The organism is Achromobacter semiaridum (genome assembly GCF_053543755.1).
Genome location: NZ_JBLVOL010000037.1, coordinates 25,918 through 39,671, shown reverse-complemented (window position 1 = coordinate 39,671; position 13,754 = coordinate 25,918). Strand labels below are relative to the sequence as shown.

General features: G+C 66.2%; 14 protein-coding genes. 6 read left to right on the top strand and 8 right to left on the bottom strand.

Going from position 1 to position 13,754, the window contains the following annotated elements; translation table 11 throughout:
- The first annotated feature begins 53 nt into the window (after positions 1 to 53).
- A complete protein-coding gene (locus ACNPP0_RS11425; RefSeq protein WP_448705933.1) occupies positions 54 to 956 on the top strand; it encodes a LysR family transcriptional regulator in 903 nt (300 codons plus the stop codon).
- Positions 957 to 959: 3 nt separating this feature from the next.
- On the opposite strand, the gene ACNPP0_RS11420 is transcribed toward ACNPP0_RS11425, so the two are convergent.
- From ACNPP0_RS11420 to ACNPP0_RS11400, 5 genes are all read right to left on the bottom strand, one after another.
- A complete protein-coding gene (locus ACNPP0_RS11420) occupies positions 960 to 3,131 on the bottom strand; it encodes a phosphocholine-specific phospholipase C (RefSeq protein WP_448705932.1) in 2,172 nt (723 codons plus the stop codon).
- Between the two features lie 35 nt (positions 3,132 to 3,166).
- Complete coding sequence (locus ACNPP0_RS11415; protein WP_046804613.1) at positions 3,167 to 3,367, bottom strand: hypothetical protein; 201 nt, start codon at positions 3,365 to 3,367, stop codon at positions 3,167 to 3,169.
- Between the two features lie 21 nt (positions 3,368 to 3,388).
- A complete protein-coding gene (locus tag ACNPP0_RS11410) occupies positions 3,389 to 5,407 on the bottom strand; it encodes an alkaline phosphatase family protein (RefSeq protein WP_448705931.1) in 2,019 nt (672 codons plus the stop codon).
- Positions 5,408 to 5,537: 130 nt separating this feature from the next.
- Entirely contained in the window at positions 5,538 to 7,655 is a 2,118-nt protein-coding gene (locus tag ACNPP0_RS11405) for a PhoX family protein (protein WP_448705930.1), read from the bottom strand.
- A 498-nt stretch (positions 7,656 to 8,153) separates the two neighbouring features.
- Complete coding sequence (locus ACNPP0_RS11400) at positions 8,154 to 10,133, bottom strand: PhoX family protein (protein ID WP_332607545.1); 1,980 nt, start codon at positions 10,131 to 10,133, stop codon at positions 8,154 to 8,156.
- A 327-nt stretch (positions 10,134 to 10,460) separates the two neighbouring features.
- Here ACNPP0_RS11400 and ACNPP0_RS11395 point away from each other — a divergent pair, with 327 nt between their 5' ends.
- Positions 10,461 to 10,907: a hypothetical protein gene (locus ACNPP0_RS11395; protein ID WP_332607544.1), complete on the top strand. Its 447-nt coding sequence runs from the start codon at positions 10,461 to 10,463 to the stop codon at positions 10,905 to 10,907.
- Between the two features lie 45 nt (positions 10,908 to 10,952).
- On the opposite strand, the gene ACNPP0_RS11390 is transcribed toward ACNPP0_RS11395, so the two are convergent.
- The 3 genes from ACNPP0_RS11390 to ACNPP0_RS11380 all read right to left on the bottom strand — a co-directional run bounded on the left by ACNPP0_RS11390 (position 10,953) and on the right by ACNPP0_RS11380 (position 11,592).
- Positions 10,953 to 11,114: a hypothetical protein gene (locus ACNPP0_RS11390; protein ID WP_006218955.1), complete on the bottom strand. Its 162-nt coding sequence runs from the start codon at positions 11,112 to 11,114 to the stop codon at positions 10,953 to 10,955.
- A gap of 87 nt (positions 11,115 to 11,201) precedes the next feature.
- Positions 11,202 to 11,351 (bottom strand): hypothetical protein, encoded by a 150-nt coding sequence (locus tag ACNPP0_RS11385; protein WP_448705929.1) that lies wholly within the window; start codon positions 11,349 to 11,351, stop codon positions 11,202 to 11,204.
- Positions 11,352 to 11,361: 10 nt separating this feature from the next.
- Positions 11,362 to 11,592: a hypothetical protein gene (locus tag ACNPP0_RS11380; protein WP_448705928.1), complete on the bottom strand. Its 231-nt coding sequence runs from the start codon at positions 11,590 to 11,592 to the stop codon at positions 11,362 to 11,364.
- A gap of 195 nt (positions 11,593 to 11,787) precedes the next feature.
- On the opposite strand from ACNPP0_RS11380, the gene gspG reads away from it, so the two are divergent.
- The 4 genes from gspG to ACNPP0_RS11360 all read left to right on the top strand — a co-directional run.
- Positions 11,788 to 12,216: a type II secretion system major pseudopilin GspG gene (gene gspG / locus ACNPP0_RS11375; RefSeq protein ID WP_046804609.1), complete on the top strand. Its 429-nt coding sequence runs from the start codon at positions 11,788 to 11,790 to the stop codon at positions 12,214 to 12,216.
- On the top strand, positions 12,188 to 12,676 hold the full coding sequence (gene gspH / locus ACNPP0_RS11370; RefSeq protein WP_448705927.1) for a type II secretion system minor pseudopilin GspH: 489 nt from the start codon (positions 12,188 to 12,190) through the stop codon (positions 12,674 to 12,676). The genes gspG and gspH overlap by 29 nt, the downstream gene beginning before the upstream one ends.
- A gap of 100 nt (positions 12,677 to 12,776) precedes the next feature.
- Positions 12,777 to 13,175 (top strand): type II secretion system minor pseudopilin GspI, encoded by a 399-nt coding sequence (gene gspI, locus ACNPP0_RS11365; protein WP_332608911.1) that lies wholly within the window; start codon positions 12,777 to 12,779, stop codon positions 13,173 to 13,175.
- On the top strand, positions 13,172 to 13,754 hold a 583-nt coding region (locus ACNPP0_RS11360), incomplete at its 3' end, for a type II secretion system protein GspJ (RefSeq protein ID WP_448705926.1). The genes gspI and ACNPP0_RS11360, both read left to right, overlap by 4 nt.

Below are 13,754 nucleotides of genomic sequence, written 5' to 3'. Positions count from 1 at the left end.
AATCAATTTGATTTTTTGTTCCGTCATAAAAGAATTTTTTATGGGTCACGGCGATGAGCACCATCCGGTTTTTACGCACTTTCCTGGCCGTCGCGCACCATGGCTCTTTTTCCGAAGCGGCCGAGCAGGTGGCGCTGACCCAGGCCGCCGTCAGCTTTCAGATGCGTTCATTGGAAGCCGAGCTGGGCCGGGAACTGTTCGACCGCAGCGGCCGACTTGCCATTCTTAACGCAGCTGGCCGCGAATTGCTACCCGAAATCAAGCATTTGCTGGATTTATACGACCGGATGAGGCTGCCCCGAACCGTGCCGGGTGAACTGGCCGGGTCGGTATCGGTGGGCAGCATCGTGTCCTGCATGGGCACCTTGTCCAAGGTCGTGTCCGGGCTGAAAAAGGCGCACCCCAAGCTGGACGTGCGCATTTTGTCGGGCAAGGCCAGCGAACTGGCCGGCAAGGTCGAAGACGGCGAGCTGGACGCGGCCTTTCTGGTGGAGGCGGGCCGCAAGATGGCCAGCACGCGCTGGACCCCGCTATATGAAGAGCAACTGGTGGTGATTGCGCCGGCGTCAGCGACCGGCGAGGACGCCCGCCAGGTGCTGACCAACAACCCCTTCCTGCGCTTTGACCGCACCCAGCGCACCGGCTTGCAGATTGACCGGCTGCTGCGCCGCCTGGCGGTGCCGATCAATGAATTCCTGGAACTGAACGCCATCGAGACGCTGGTGGAACTGGTGCGCCAGGAAGTCGGCGTGACCCTGCTGCCGCTGATCAACGGGTCGAACTGGCAGCACAGCCCCGAACTGCGCATCCTGACGCTGCCGCAAGATTTAGGCCCGCTGTCGCGGGCCGTCGGCATGCTGGAACGGCGCGAACATGCGCGCCAGAGCATTACGGCGGCGATTTGCGAGGCGTGCGCCACGGCCTTCCGGGCGCGCGAACCGCAAACCGCCGCGTAAGGCTTACATGCCCATCGCCGGATCGGTGATGGACGGCTTACCGGTTTCCACGTGGCCGGCAAAGCGGCGCAGGTAGGACGGGTCTTCCGCCAGGCGGGCCGTGAAGTCGTACCAGTGGCCGCTGCCTTCCAGCGCCCAATGTTGTTCGACCTTGCTGCCGGCCGGCACGGTCAGCGTCCAGCGCTCGTTATTGCTGTAGTAAGCGTTGGGCGTGACGTCGAACGTGCAGGCGTCCTTGCCGCTGTTGATGAAGCTGACATAGACGTCGCCATTGGCGATGTCATAGCAGACGCGGATTTCCGGGTCCAGCTGCGACGTGCGCGCCAGCGCCAGGTCGCCCGCGAAATGCCGGTGATAGCCGTTTGGCCCCAGCACCCACAGGTCGTACTTGCCGCCGTCGGCCGCCGTGTCCCAACTGCCTTCCAGCTGCTTGCCCGGTTCCACCGTATAGCGGCGCGGCAGGCGGTCCAGATGCAGGCGGTCATACACATGGAAAACCGCCGCCTGCTTGCCCGTGTTGGAAAACAGCAGCCACATGTTGCCGGTGGTGGGCTGGCTGCGCCCGCTTGTGTGCAGCTCGTAGGGCAGCGCACGGGCGTAGCGGTAGCCCTGCTCCTGCACCGGCTTGGCCTGCGCCGAGGTGTCCGGCAAGGGCACGGCGGTCAGCGCCTGCTGGGCGGTTCGCAGCTGGTCGGCACCGGACCGGGTCAGGATGTTCAGGTCTGGCAGCTTTTCGTCGTTGGGGGTGGCGAAGTTGAAAGCGGACGTCAGGTCGCCCAGCACGGCGCGGCGCCACGGGCTGATGTTGTCTTCCGGCACCCCGAAGCGCGCTTCCAGGAAGCGCAGCACCGAGGTGTGGTCGAACGCCTGGGAATTGACCCAGCCGCCACGGCTCCACGGCGACACCACGTACATCGGCACACGCGGGCCGGGGCCATAGACGCGGTTGTCGGCCGCGTCTTGCGCCGAGGCGTGCGTGTGGCGATCCAGGTCGGTGTTGACGGTGGACGCGCCGGCCATCGAGCCGTCGGGGTTCAGCGACGGCGCGGCGGGCGACGGCACGTGGTCGAAGTAACCGTCGTTCTCGTCGAAGTTGATCAACAGGACGGTCTTGCTCCAGACGTCGGGGTTGGCCGTCAGCGCATCCAGCGTTTCCTGGATGTACCACGCGCCCTGCACCGGGCTGGACGGGCCGGGGTGTTCGGAATACGTGGCGGGCGCCACGATCCACGACACCTGCGGCAAGGTGCCGTTGTTGACGTCATCGCGCAGCGATTGCAGGAAGCCGCCGTCGGGCATGGTATTGGCCGTGCCTTTGTACAAGGGGTTGGCGCCGTCCATGCTGGGCGTCCAGGCCGGGTACGGCGAACCGTCGGCGGCGTTGCCTGCCTGTTCGTTGGCGCGGCGGTATTGCTGGAAACCGGCCAGAGAGTTGTCGCCAAAGTTCTCGGGCAGGTTCTGATAGACCTTCCAGCTGACGCCGGCCTTTTGCAGGCGTTCGGGATACGTCATCCAGGTCCAGCCCGTGGTGGACGCGCCCAGGCTGTCCCACTGGTTGCGGGTCGACGGGCCGTTGCCCTGCGCCAGCGGATCGTTGGTGCCGGTCCACAGGAACAGGCGGTTGGTGTTGGTGCCGCCGTGGGTGGAACAGTGGTAGGCGTCGCACAGCGTGAAGGCTTCGGCCAGCGAAAACTGGAACGCCACCTCGTTCTGGCGGTAATAGCCCATGGACTGGTTCTGCTTGTAGCGCGGCCACTGGTCCATGCGGCCACCGTCCCACGCCATCTGCGCGTCCATATAGTCGTGCGGCGTGCCGGACACGCGCTGCGCGTTGCCCTGCGTGCTGTCCAGGTGATACGGCATCACCACGCGGGTGCCGTTGGTCTGTTCCCACACCGAACGGTTCTGCGGCAGCGGGATCGTCATGCGGTCGCCAAAACCGCGCACGCCCTTGTACGTGCCGAAGTACATGTCGAACGAGCGGTTCTCCTGCATCAGGATCACCACGTGTTCAACGTCGTTGATCGTGCCGGTGCGGTTGTTGGCGGGAATGGCCAGCGCGCGGCGGATGGCCGGCGGGAACATCGACAGCGCGGTCAGGCCGGCAGTGGATGCGGCGGCATTGCGCAGGAAGCGGCGCTTGCCGGCGTGGATCGGGTCTTTTTCGGACTTCACGGATGCTATTCCTAGTGATCGATAAGAAGCGCGGCTCAGGGCGCGCAACGCAGTTCGGGCTTGGCCGGGGTCGGCGGCGTCACCGGCGTTTCGGTGCCGCCGTTGCCGGGCGTGCCGGCGCCGTTATCCGGCTTGCTGTCATCGCCGTCGTCGCCGCCACACGCGGCCAGGGCCGCGGTCAACATCAGCACCGCGCCGGCGCGCACGAAACCGCGCAATATCAGGGACTTGCTCATGGTTTTTCTATCCTTGCCACATCAGGGAAACAGGTCGGAAACGGACTTGCCGGACAGCGCCAGGGACTTCACTTCCGTCTCGGTCAGGGCGCGCGACCAGAAGGCCAGGTCGTCAAAATTCATCGTGTACGGGCCCTTGGTGCCGGCGCAGCAGATGCCGTAGGTGCCCTTGCCGTCTTCGTTCAGGCCGATGTGCGGGCCGAACAGGCCGGCCACTTGCGCCAGGTTCACCGAGCCCGTGGTCACGTTGCGACGCAAGAAACCGATTTCGCTGTCGTACACGTACGCCGTCATCATCTTGGCGGGCTTGTCGATGGTCATGGCGATGTACACGGGCTTGTTCGGCGTGAACTTGATGCCGTTGATATCGGCGCGCGCGCCGCCACCGGCCACGTTGAAGCGCAGCTCGGGGCCGGCCCACTGGGCGATGGTGATACCGGGGTTGCCGCCGGAGTTGTAGTCCTTGTTGCCCAGGATCGAGCGGTCGTTCGCCGTGCCGTCCGACTGATACCAGAAGCCGATGGTGAACACCGGAACGCTGTCCAGCATGCCGGCCGGGTAGTCCAGCTTGAACGCGCCCAGGGCGGCCGAGCCACGCTCGTTCTTGAACATCTTGCCGAACACGCCGCCGTCCGCGAACGCGGGCGCCTGTACGCCGTCATACGGGGTGATCGCGCCGCCGCCCGCCGCGATGTCGGTCACGTTGCCTTCAAACGGGAACAGCATCGTCAGGCCTGTGCGCAGCGACGCCAACAGCGGCACCGGCTTGGCATACACCACCGACGCATGCGTGGCGCTGCTGGCGCGGCCCGCCGACACGGTGTAGGTCAGCGTGTGCACGCCTTCCGTGTCGAACGTGAAACCGCTGTCGGTATAGGCGGCGTCGGTGCCGGGCAAGCGCGCGACCTCAACGCCGTCGCGGCTGACCACGATCTGGCCGTCGGGTTCGCCCCCGCGCACCCACGACAGCGTCACGCTCTTGTTGTCCATGGACGTGCGGGCCGACAGGCGACGCAGCGCCAGGGCTTCGGACAAGGGCGTACCCGCCATGTCGTACTGGCCGGTGGCGGGCAAGGCGCCCAGGTGCGCCAGCATCGTGGGGGCCACGTCGGCGGCGCTGGGCAACGCGTACCAGTTGCTGTCCCACGCGCCGTCAAACGAGGCGTCATCCGCGCTGCCGCCCAACAGCGTGGGCGGGTTGCTGGCCAGGAAGATGGTCTTATTCGCGGACAAGGGCAAGCCATCGGCCACGCCGGTCTTGCCCAGGCCATGGCTGGACGCCACCACCATCAGCCAGTTCTCGTTCGGATGCGCGGCGCGGCGCTCGGCGATCTGCCTGGCCAGCACGCCGACGGCCGCGTCCGTCTGGCGGATCACGGCATCGTAGTTGGCGGTAAAGCCGTTGTCCGAGGCCGCGCGTTCGGGTGCGCCGAACTGCGCAACCACCACGTCATAGCCTTCAGTGATGCGGTCGCGCGCCTGCGAGGCCACGCAATCGTCCACACCCGCGCAGTCCGTCAGCGCTTGCAGGTAACCCGCGTCGCGGTCGCTACCCACCAGGCCGGCCAGCAGCGGCGAATTGAATGCGCCGGCCGTGCGCGCGTCAGGGTGCGCCAGCTTGATGCGCTGAAACAGGCTGGCCGCCTTCATCGCCTGCCCGGCCGCGTTCGAGCGCACGCCGTGCACGTCCGCCCACTGCCCCGTCAACAAAGTGGCCCAGCCGGGCGCGGACAACGTGGGCTGCTGCGTGACGTCGCCGGTCACGCCGCCCGTCCAGGCGCGGGTTGCGGCAAGCGCGCCGATGTTGGCCAGGGACTTGTCGGCCACGCCACGGCGCATGGCGTCATAGGTCAGGCCGTCCACGCCGATGAACAGCACCTTGTCGGCGCGCGGCGCGGCCGGTTCGCTGACCGGCGGTTGCGTGGGCGACGGCGGCGCGCTGGCGTCGCCGTCATCGTCATCGTCACTGCCCCCACAGCCCGCCAATGCGCTGGTGGCCAGCAACACGGCGCACCATCTTCTCCAATCCATTGTTCGCATGCTTCTCTTCTCGTTTCATGAACACGGTTTACGCTGCGCACAGTGTGGCCAGCGAACGTGAAAGGTCCATGAAACAAAGAGCAGAAAGCTTGATCGACGGATCAGAATTTTTTGCAAGGCGGCGGGTGGATCAGGCGCCGATCTTCACCGCTGTCAGATACCCGACGGACGCGCCCCGGCCGTTGCGGTACTTGGCCTTGACCAGCGGTTCCAGCACGGGCCGCACCACATCGTGTACGTCGTTCCAGTCCGCCGTATGCTGGAAACTGCTGGTGATGTAGGTCCAGCCATTGATGTCGTCCACCGCGTGCAGCCCCGTGGATTCCGCCGCCACCGGGCAGGACAACAAGCGCGACAGCACACGCGTATCGACATTGAACGCCCACAAGAAACTATTGACCCGGCCCATGCTGTCCTCGCCCACGAACAGCGTGCGCAGTTTCTCCGAGAACTTCAGGTTGTCGGGGTTGGATATCCGGTCGCTGCGGTGGCCGTTGCCCAAGGCGTCGGGCGCGGCCAGCATCGCGCCCACCAGTTCGGGCACGGCGCCCATGTCCACCGGCACCCATTCGCTGTCGATGCCCCGCCCGTCCGTGTCCACCTGCCCGGCTTGCAGCCGCAGTTGATAGACCGCGCCCGCGTCCGGGCCTTCTACGTGCAGGTGCGGCGAGGTGCCGTCCACCATGGACGTTTCGATGTGCGCCATCGCGGTGTACGCGATCTTGTCCTGAGCGTTGACCGTGGTGCCCTCCATCTTGGTAAAGGCCAGCGTGCCGCCCGCCAGTGCCGCGTACCGATGCGTTTCCAGAAAGGCAGCGGCCTGGCGACGGCCGGGCTTCAGGCGCACCCAGTTGTTCTTGCCATCAAAACGAATGCGGGTGTAGGCCGGGTTCTTGGGGTCGGCCGTGCGCACGTCCATGATGTCGGCGGCGACCAGGTCGTCGGCCAGTTCCTTGACCTCGGCGCTGGTGGCATGGCCCAGCCGGATCCAGGTCAGCGTCCCGGCGCCGGGACCCGTGCCTGACGTCTGCGTCCAGCGGGCCACGTACAGCGTGCCCGAGGACAGATCCGCGCGGCGGTCCGCCACGAACATGAACAGCCCGCCGTTGGTGGCGTCGTCGCCCATCAAGGCGGTGCGCTGGTCAGGCATGATCTGCACCAATTCATGCGAGATGCGGCCCATGCAGTAGTGTTTTTTGATGCTGCCGGTGCCGTCCGGCTGCACGGTGATTTCGGGCAGGTGGCCGTAGTGATACGGGTTGGCGCGACGGGCGTCGCCATACAGGTGGCGACTGAATGCGCGGAACGATGCCGAGGTGCGCGCGGTGGTGGCGTCGGGCTCGTATTCTTCGCTGGATAAATGCGTATTCCAGGGCGACAAGCTGGCGCCGCAGGTCACCCACAGGCCATGCACGCGCGAGGTATCCACGTTGCTGTAGCGCACCAGGGTCAGTCGGCCGGTTTGCAGGTCTTGCGACAGCGTCAGCACCGCGATCGGCGATGGCAGTCGCGCCCACATGTCGTCGCCGGCCCGATTGCGCGACAGGTATTCGAACTGCACGACGGCGTAGACGGTGGCGGTGGCAGTGGCGGCGGGCGCGGGTGCCGCGGTCGTCGTCGAAGGTCTCGGGGCCGAGGCCGTCGCTTGTGGGGTCGCCGCTTTCAGGGGGGGTGTCGAAGGCGCGCCGCGGGTCGTCGGCGGACCCGTTGCGCCGTCGGCCTCGCCAAGCGGGCCGGCCAGTGTCAGCAGCGACATGCCATCCGGGCAGTCGGAAAAGAACGGGCGAGCGCGGCCGGGCACGGACGTATCGATGATGGGTGCGCCATGGATATCCAGATATCCGCCCGCCAGCACCATGCCACCCTTGCCGTCCGGCACGCGGTCCCCGGTCATGAAGAAGGCTTCGTAGCCCAGTTGCACGCGGCGCCGCGATCCGTCGGCGAAGACCAGGTCCATCGCGGATTCCACCGTCGTGCGCGCCATGCCTTCCGGCTCGGACAGGCCGGGCGCGGGCATGGAGATGAATTCGGCGGAAACGAACGGCGCCGCGCCCGGCGTGGCGAGGGATGGCCGCGCGATGGGGGTGGCGCTCGGCAATGCGGGGGTGCCGTCCTCTGACGCCCGCGCGGGGTGGCCGGCGAACAAGCTTGCCGCGCCCGCGGCACTGGCCGCGCCCAGCGGCAGCATGGGCGCGCCGCCCAGCATCTTCAATAGTCGGCGACGCTGTGTGTGATCAGGATTTTTCATGTGAACGCTCCCAGGTTCAAAGGCGAACAAGAACCGGCAATGCGCGGACAGGCGCGGGCGGAGGGGCAAGCCCGGTTGCAGGCCGGGTTGCAGGCCCGGTTGCAGGCCGGGTTGCAGGCCCGGTTGCAGGCGCAGTCGCAGGGCCGCTTGCGGGCCCCGTCGCAGCCCCAATTGCAGACCCAATCGCGACGCCGACCGCAAACGCCAACGGAATCGCAAACGCCTACGCCAGCGCCAGCGCGACTGGCAACGCATGCCGGAAGACGCATCAACGGCATCAGGCAAGCCTGACGCCGCCGAGTGTAGGAGCGCGCCGACCACAGCATGGTCAGCGTTACACCTGTGAAATGATTGCCGATGCCCGAAATGCATAAGGGACCGGCAAGCCGGTCCCTTATGTCTTCCCTTAAACCGCGCGGCATCCCCGGTGGGCCATGCCGCGCTCGAACGTCCGGTCTATTGGCTATTGGCTATTGGCGGTTGCGTTGGGCCGGGCGCTTACGCGCCGATCTTCACGCCGGTCAGGTAGCCGACCGCCGCGCCAAAGCCGTCCTTGTAGTTGGCCTTGACCAGCGGTTCCAGCGTCGGCCGTACCACCGCGTGCACGCCGCCCCAATCGGCCGCGTGCTGGAAATTGCTGGTGATGTAGGTCCAGCCGTTGATTTCGTCCACCGCCTGCAAGCCGGTCGATTCCGCCGCGACCGGGCACGACAGCAACCGCGACAAGGCCTTGGTGTCGACGTTGTACGCCCACATGAAGTTGTTGACGTGGCCGCCGCTGTCCTCGCCCACGAACAGCGTACGCAGCTTTTCCGAGAACTTCAGGTTATCGGGATTCGACACGAAATCGGCGTTGTGCGTGTTGCCCAGCGCGTCCGGCGTGGCCAGCGGCTTGCCGATCAGCTCCGGCACGGCCGCCATGTCCACGGGCACCCATTCGCTGTCGATGGCGCCGCCATCGGTATCGGCCTGACCCGCTTGCAGATGCAGCTGGTACACCGCGCCGGCCGAGTTGGCTTCCACCTTCAAGCCCGCGACCTTGCCGTCGATCATCGAAGATTCAATGCGCGACATCGCGCTGTAGGCGATCTTGTCCTTGGCGTTGACGGTGGTGCCTTCCATCTTGGTGAAGGCCAGCGTGCCGCCCACCAGTGCCGCATAGCGGTGCGTTTCCAGGAACGCGGCGGCCTGGCGGCGGCCGGGTTGCAGCTTCACCCAGTTGTCCTTGCCGCTGTAGCGAATCTTCGTGAACGAGGCGTCGGCCGGGTCCGTCGTGCGCACGTCCATGATGTCGGCGGCCGTCAGCTGGTCGGCCAGTTCCTTGACCTCGGCGCTGGTCGCATGGCCCAGCTTGATCCACTTCAACGTGCCGGCGCCCGGGCCCGTGCCCGACGTTTGCGTCCATTGCGCTACGTACAAGGTGCCGGCCGACAGATCGGTCGCGCGGTCGGCCACGAACATGAACAGGCCGCCGTTGGTGGCGTCGTCGCCCATCAGCGCGGTGCGCTGGTCCGGCATCATCTGCACCAGCTCGTGCGAGATGCGGCCCATGCAGTAGTGCTTCTTGATCGTGCCGGTGCCATCCGGGTGCACGGTCACTTCGGGCATGTGGCCGTAGTGGTACGGGTTGGCCTTGTTGGGGTCGCCATACACGTTGTTGCTGTAGGCCTGGAACGACGGCGTCGTGCGTGCCGTGGTTGCATCGGGCTCGTATTCTTCGCTGGACAGATGTGTGCCCCACGGCGACAAGCTGGCGCCGCAGGTGATCCACAGGCCGTGCACCGACGACGTGTCCACGTTGCTGTACTTGACCAGGCTGAGCTTGCCCGTATTCGGGTCTTGCGACAGCGTCAGCACGGCGATGGGCGACGGCAGCAAGCCGTACATATCGTTGCCGGCCTGGTCCATCGACTGGTATTCAAACTGCACCACCGCGTACACGGCGTTGCCCGCCACGCCCGGCACCGTGGTGGGCGCGGACAAGGCCAGCAGCGAGGTGCCGTCGGGGCAATTCGAGAAGAACTGGCGCGCGCGCGCGGGCACCGAGTTGTCCATGATGGGCGCGCCGGCCAGGTTGAAATAACCGCCCGCGACGGCGGTGCCGCCCTTGCCGTCGGGCACCGTGTCGCCGGTGATGAAGAACGGTTCGTAGCCCAGTTGTACGGTGCGCTTGGAGCCATCGCTGAACGTCAGCGCCATGGCCGAGCCGACCGTCGTGCGCGCCATCAGTTCGGGGTTGGCCAGCGTGGGCGCGGCCATCGGCGTGAACGATGCCGACGTGAACGTCACCGGTGCGGGCTGCTGCGTGCCGGGGCCGGGATTGGGCTGCGGATTGCCCGTGGCGTCATCGTCATCATCGTCGCTGGAATTACAGCCGGCCAGCAACGCAGCCATGCTGACGCCGCCAATCGGCAGCATCGGCGCGCCTCCCAGCATCTTCAGGAGTCGGCGGCGATTGGCTTGATTCGTGTCTTGCATGCGGGTTCCCATTGGATCGGATAAATGCCCGGCCGTTGACGCCGAGCGGTGCCCGCATGCTAGATAGGCGCCGTGTAATCACAATGACAGAATGCTGTACGCAAGCTGAATCGACACAGCCGGTATGCATCGCGCGATTGTCACGAAGCGCCGCTATAGTCAGGCGCGTTGCTTCACCGATTCGCCGCTTCACCGCTGCACCGCTGCACCGCTTCACCGCATGACCGCTTCACCGCCTCACCGCTACCCCGCATGACCGCTGCACCGCTTCACCGTTCCATCGCTTATCCGTTCCACCGCCTAACCGCCCAACCGTTTGTGTCCGCCATGCCCCTGTCGTTTCGCCCCGCCCTACCCTCCGCCCCCGCCGCGCTGCGCGTGATTGCCGTGCTGGCATTGGCCGCCGGCTTGGGAGTGTGGGCGTCGATCTTGCTGGCCCCGCGTCCGGGCGCGCTGCCGCCCGCCGTGTCCGCGGCCCCGCCGCGCGCGGCCGACAACACACCGGTGGCGCTATGGTTTGGCAAAGATGAAGTGATGCGCACGCAGATCAGCGTGCTGGGCCTGATCGCGGCCGGCCCGGATGGCGCGGCGGTGCTTAGTGTGGATGGTGGCCCGCCACTGGCGTGGCGCGCCGGCGCCGAAGTGGCGCCTGGCATCGTGCTGCGCGATATCGCAGTAGACGCCGTGACGGTCGAGCAAGGGGGAAGATCGAATCGCCTGCCAACGCCCGCCGCGCTGGCGGCGCCAGCAGGCATTACGCAGGGAAAAGAATGATGCGGGGTTGCAGACCCGGCGGCGCGTCCTTACCGCGCCCGCCGATCAGCGCTTACGGCCTGCGGGACGCCCCATCTGCTTGCGTCCCGCCATGTTCGACAGGGAAGATCCCGTCGGCTTTTGCGTGGCGGCAGCCAGCTTCTTCTGTTGAAGCGCCTTTTCAACCAACGCTGCCAAACCAGTCGAAGACTTCTCTTTTGTAGCCATTACCGCTCCTTGTAGAAGGGCCATGGTAGCAGGCGGGAGGGTTGCACCGATTCCCGCCGCTGATGGCGATGACACTATCGGGCCCATTCAAGGGCTTCGATCAATATTCCGGTGTGTGCCCAACCGCCGCAGAATCGCCACGGAACCGTCCATTTCAAATGTGATTTGCCAGGACTTGTTGGCCAGCACGTCTATTTTCAGGATGCGCGGGTCAAAGCAGCCGGTGATCGAGTGCATTCTCAGCTTGCTAGGTTGCGGGCAACGCATCAAATCGCGAATGGCGTACGGGCGCACGGCAGATGGCGTAGGCAACATCGGCGGCGTTTCTTGAAATGGCTTCAAAGGTATTGGCCAACACTTCGTTGCTGGCCACGGTGTCTTCGATAGCGCGCAGCAAGTGCAGCGAACGGCTGCTGTCGGCCCTGGCGCCCTCGACAATGAAGGCGACCAAGCCGCTATGAGAAATGATGGACCGCATGAGCGCTTCCCTTTTATCGGCGTCTTGCGACCCGAAGCAAGACATTCGGAAAGTATAGACACAAAGCCGAAGCCGCCACCCGTTGTGGGAAGCCGCAATGCCCGGGGTTTTTGCCGCCGCCACGCCAACGCAAGCATTACTGTCATATTTCATGTCCACAATCCCGGGCTTCTACTAGAAGACCGGAGTCGTAAAGTGCGTCAGTTACCGCGCGGGCTTGCCCGTCAGCAAGGTTTCACCCTGATCGAGATCATGGTGGTGATTGTGATCATGGGGATTCTGGCGGCCCTGATTGTGCCGCGTGTGCTGGATCGCCCGGACCAGGCGCGTCAGGTGGCGGCGCGGCAGGATATTGCGGGCATCATGCAGGCGTTGAAGCTGTACCGGCTGGACAACGGGCGCTATCCGAGCACGGCGCAGGGCCTGCGCGCGCTGGCTGAAAAGCCGGATGGCGCGTCGAACTGGCGCGGTTATCTGGACAAGCTGCCCAATGACCCCTGGGGCCATCCGTATCAATACCTGAGCCCGGGCGTCAAGGGCGACATCGACGTGTTCTCGTTTGGCGCCGACAACAAGCCCGGCGGGGAAAGCGGCGATGCCGACATCGGTTCCTGGGAACTCTGAACGCGGCTTCACGCTGGTCGAGGTGCTGGTGGTGCTGGTGATCGTGGCCATCGCGGCCAGCATGGTCAGCTTGTCGATTGGCAAGCGCGACAACGGCCTGCGGACCGATGCCCAGCGGCTGGCGGACGCGTTCACCGTGGCGCAGAGCGAGGCACGCAGCGACGGCCGGTCCATCCGCTGGTTGGCCGGCGACACGGGCTGGTCGTTTGAACGCGCGGGCCGCGCGCCCGGCCCCAGCGCGCAGGAAAACGTGGTCGTGCCGGTGGATCGCCTGGAAGGCGACGACATGCTGCGTCCGCAAACCTGGCGCGCGGGTGCCGTGCAATTGCGGCTGACGCCAGACCGCCCGTTGGTGTTCAACACCGAATGGGTCGCGGATCCGATCACGCTGACCCTGCACGCGGGCGACGCCACGGTCACCCTGCAACGCGACGCCGCCGGCCGTTATGAGATCCAGTGAATTTTCCCGCCGCGAGGGCGAACGATGCGATGTGGACGTTCCGACGGACTTGGACGCCTTGCCCGATACGGGCGGCTCGCCCGAGGCCCCCGCTCTCGACATGACCCGCGCCATCCCCCCCCGCGCGCGCCGTGAACGCGGCTTCACGCTGATCGAGGTCTTGGTGGCGCTGGCCATCATCGCCGTGGCGATGGCCGCCGCGCTGCGCGCCACGGGCGTCATGACGGCCAACAACCGCGCCTTGCAGGACAAGACGCTGGCGCTGCTCGCCGCGCAGAATGCCTTGACCCAATTGCGCCTGGAACAAAGCCTGCCGCGTGCCGGCTCGCAAACGGTGCCCTGCCCGCAAGGCGGCCGCGCGTTGCAGTGCGAGCTGGTCTTCACCAATTCCATGAACCGCAGCTTCCGCCAGGTATCGGTCAACGTCCATGATGCGGCCTCGGCACGCCCGGACGCCGTGCTGCTGCAATTGGACGGCCTGCTGTCCAGCCTGCGATGACGATGCAACGTCCCGTTTCCCGCGCCGCCCGCCAGGCGGGCTTCACGCTGATCGAAGTGCTGGTCGCGTTGGCCTTGATGGCACTGGTCAGCCTGATGGCCTGGCGCGGGCTGGCCAGCGTGTCCGGCGCGCGCGACTGGATCGAGCAGCAAGCCGAAGACACCGACGCCATCGTCCGCACGCTGGGGCAGATGTCGCGCGATGTGGAACTGTCTTATTCCGGCCCCGGCTTCGACGCAGCGGGCAAGGACGCCGTCACGCTCAGCAGCGGCGTGCGCCTGCTCCGCCAAAGCCAGGGCGGCCAGACGCTGGAACTGCTGCGCCCCGACCCGGACGGCAACGGCCTGTGGCAACGCGTGCAGTGGCAGGTGCGCACCGACGGCTTGTGGCGCGTCAGCGGCCCGCCCGCGCCGCGCAGCCCTCTGCCCGCCGCCGTCAACGGCGTACTGCTGCTGCCTGGCGTCAAGACGTTGAGCCTGCGCGCCTGGGTGCCCGGCGTGGGCTGGGCCAACGCCAACGCCAGCTTCGGCGCGCCGCCCACCGGCATCGAAATCGCGCTGGAACGCGGCGCGCCCGGCC

What these genes read in the sequence shown, in the direction of transcription:
- ACNPP0_RS11425 (WP_448705933.1), top strand. Translation starts at nt 54, where the DNA reads ATGAGCACCATCCGGTTTTTACGCACTTTCCTGGCCGTCGCGCACCAT.
- ACNPP0_RS11415 (WP_046804613.1), bottom strand. Translation starts at nt 3,367, where the DNA reads ATGAGCAAGTCCCTGATATTGCGCGGTTTCGTGCGCGCCGGCGCGGTG.
- ACNPP0_RS11410 (WP_448705931.1), bottom strand. Translation starts at nt 5,407, where the DNA reads ATGCGAACAATGGATTGGAGAAGATGGTGCGCCGTGTTGCTGGCCACC.
- ACNPP0_RS11405 (WP_448705930.1), bottom strand. Translation starts at nt 7,655, where the DNA reads ATGAAAAATCCTGATCACACACAGCGTCGCCGACTATTGAAGATGCTG.
- ACNPP0_RS11400 (WP_332607545.1), bottom strand. Translation starts at nt 10,133, where the DNA reads ATGCAAGACACGAATCAAGCCAATCGCCGCCGACTCCTGAAGATGCTG.
- ACNPP0_RS11395 (WP_332607544.1), top strand. Translation starts at nt 10,461, where the DNA reads ATGCCCCTGTCGTTTCGCCCCGCCCTACCCTCCGCCCCCGCCGCGCTG.
- ACNPP0_RS11390 (WP_006218955.1), bottom strand. Translation starts at nt 11,114, where the DNA reads ATGGCTACAAAAGAGAAGTCTTCGACTGGTTTGGCAGCGTTGGTTGAA.
- ACNPP0_RS11385 (WP_448705929.1), bottom strand. Translation starts at nt 11,351, where the DNA reads ATGCACTCGATCACCGGCTGCTTTGACCCGCGCATCCTGAAAATAGAC.
- ACNPP0_RS11380 (WP_448705928.1), bottom strand. Translation starts at nt 11,592, where the DNA reads ATGCGGTCCATCATTTCTCATAGCGGCTTGGTCGCCTTCATTGTCGAG.
- gspH (WP_448705927.1), top strand. Translation starts at nt 12,188, where the DNA reads ATGCCGACATCGGTTCCTGGGAACTCTGAACGCGGCTTCACGCTGGTC.
- gspI (WP_332608911.1), top strand. Translation starts at nt 12,777, where the DNA reads ATGACCCGCGCCATCCCCCCCCGCGCGCGCCGTGAACGCGGCTTCACG.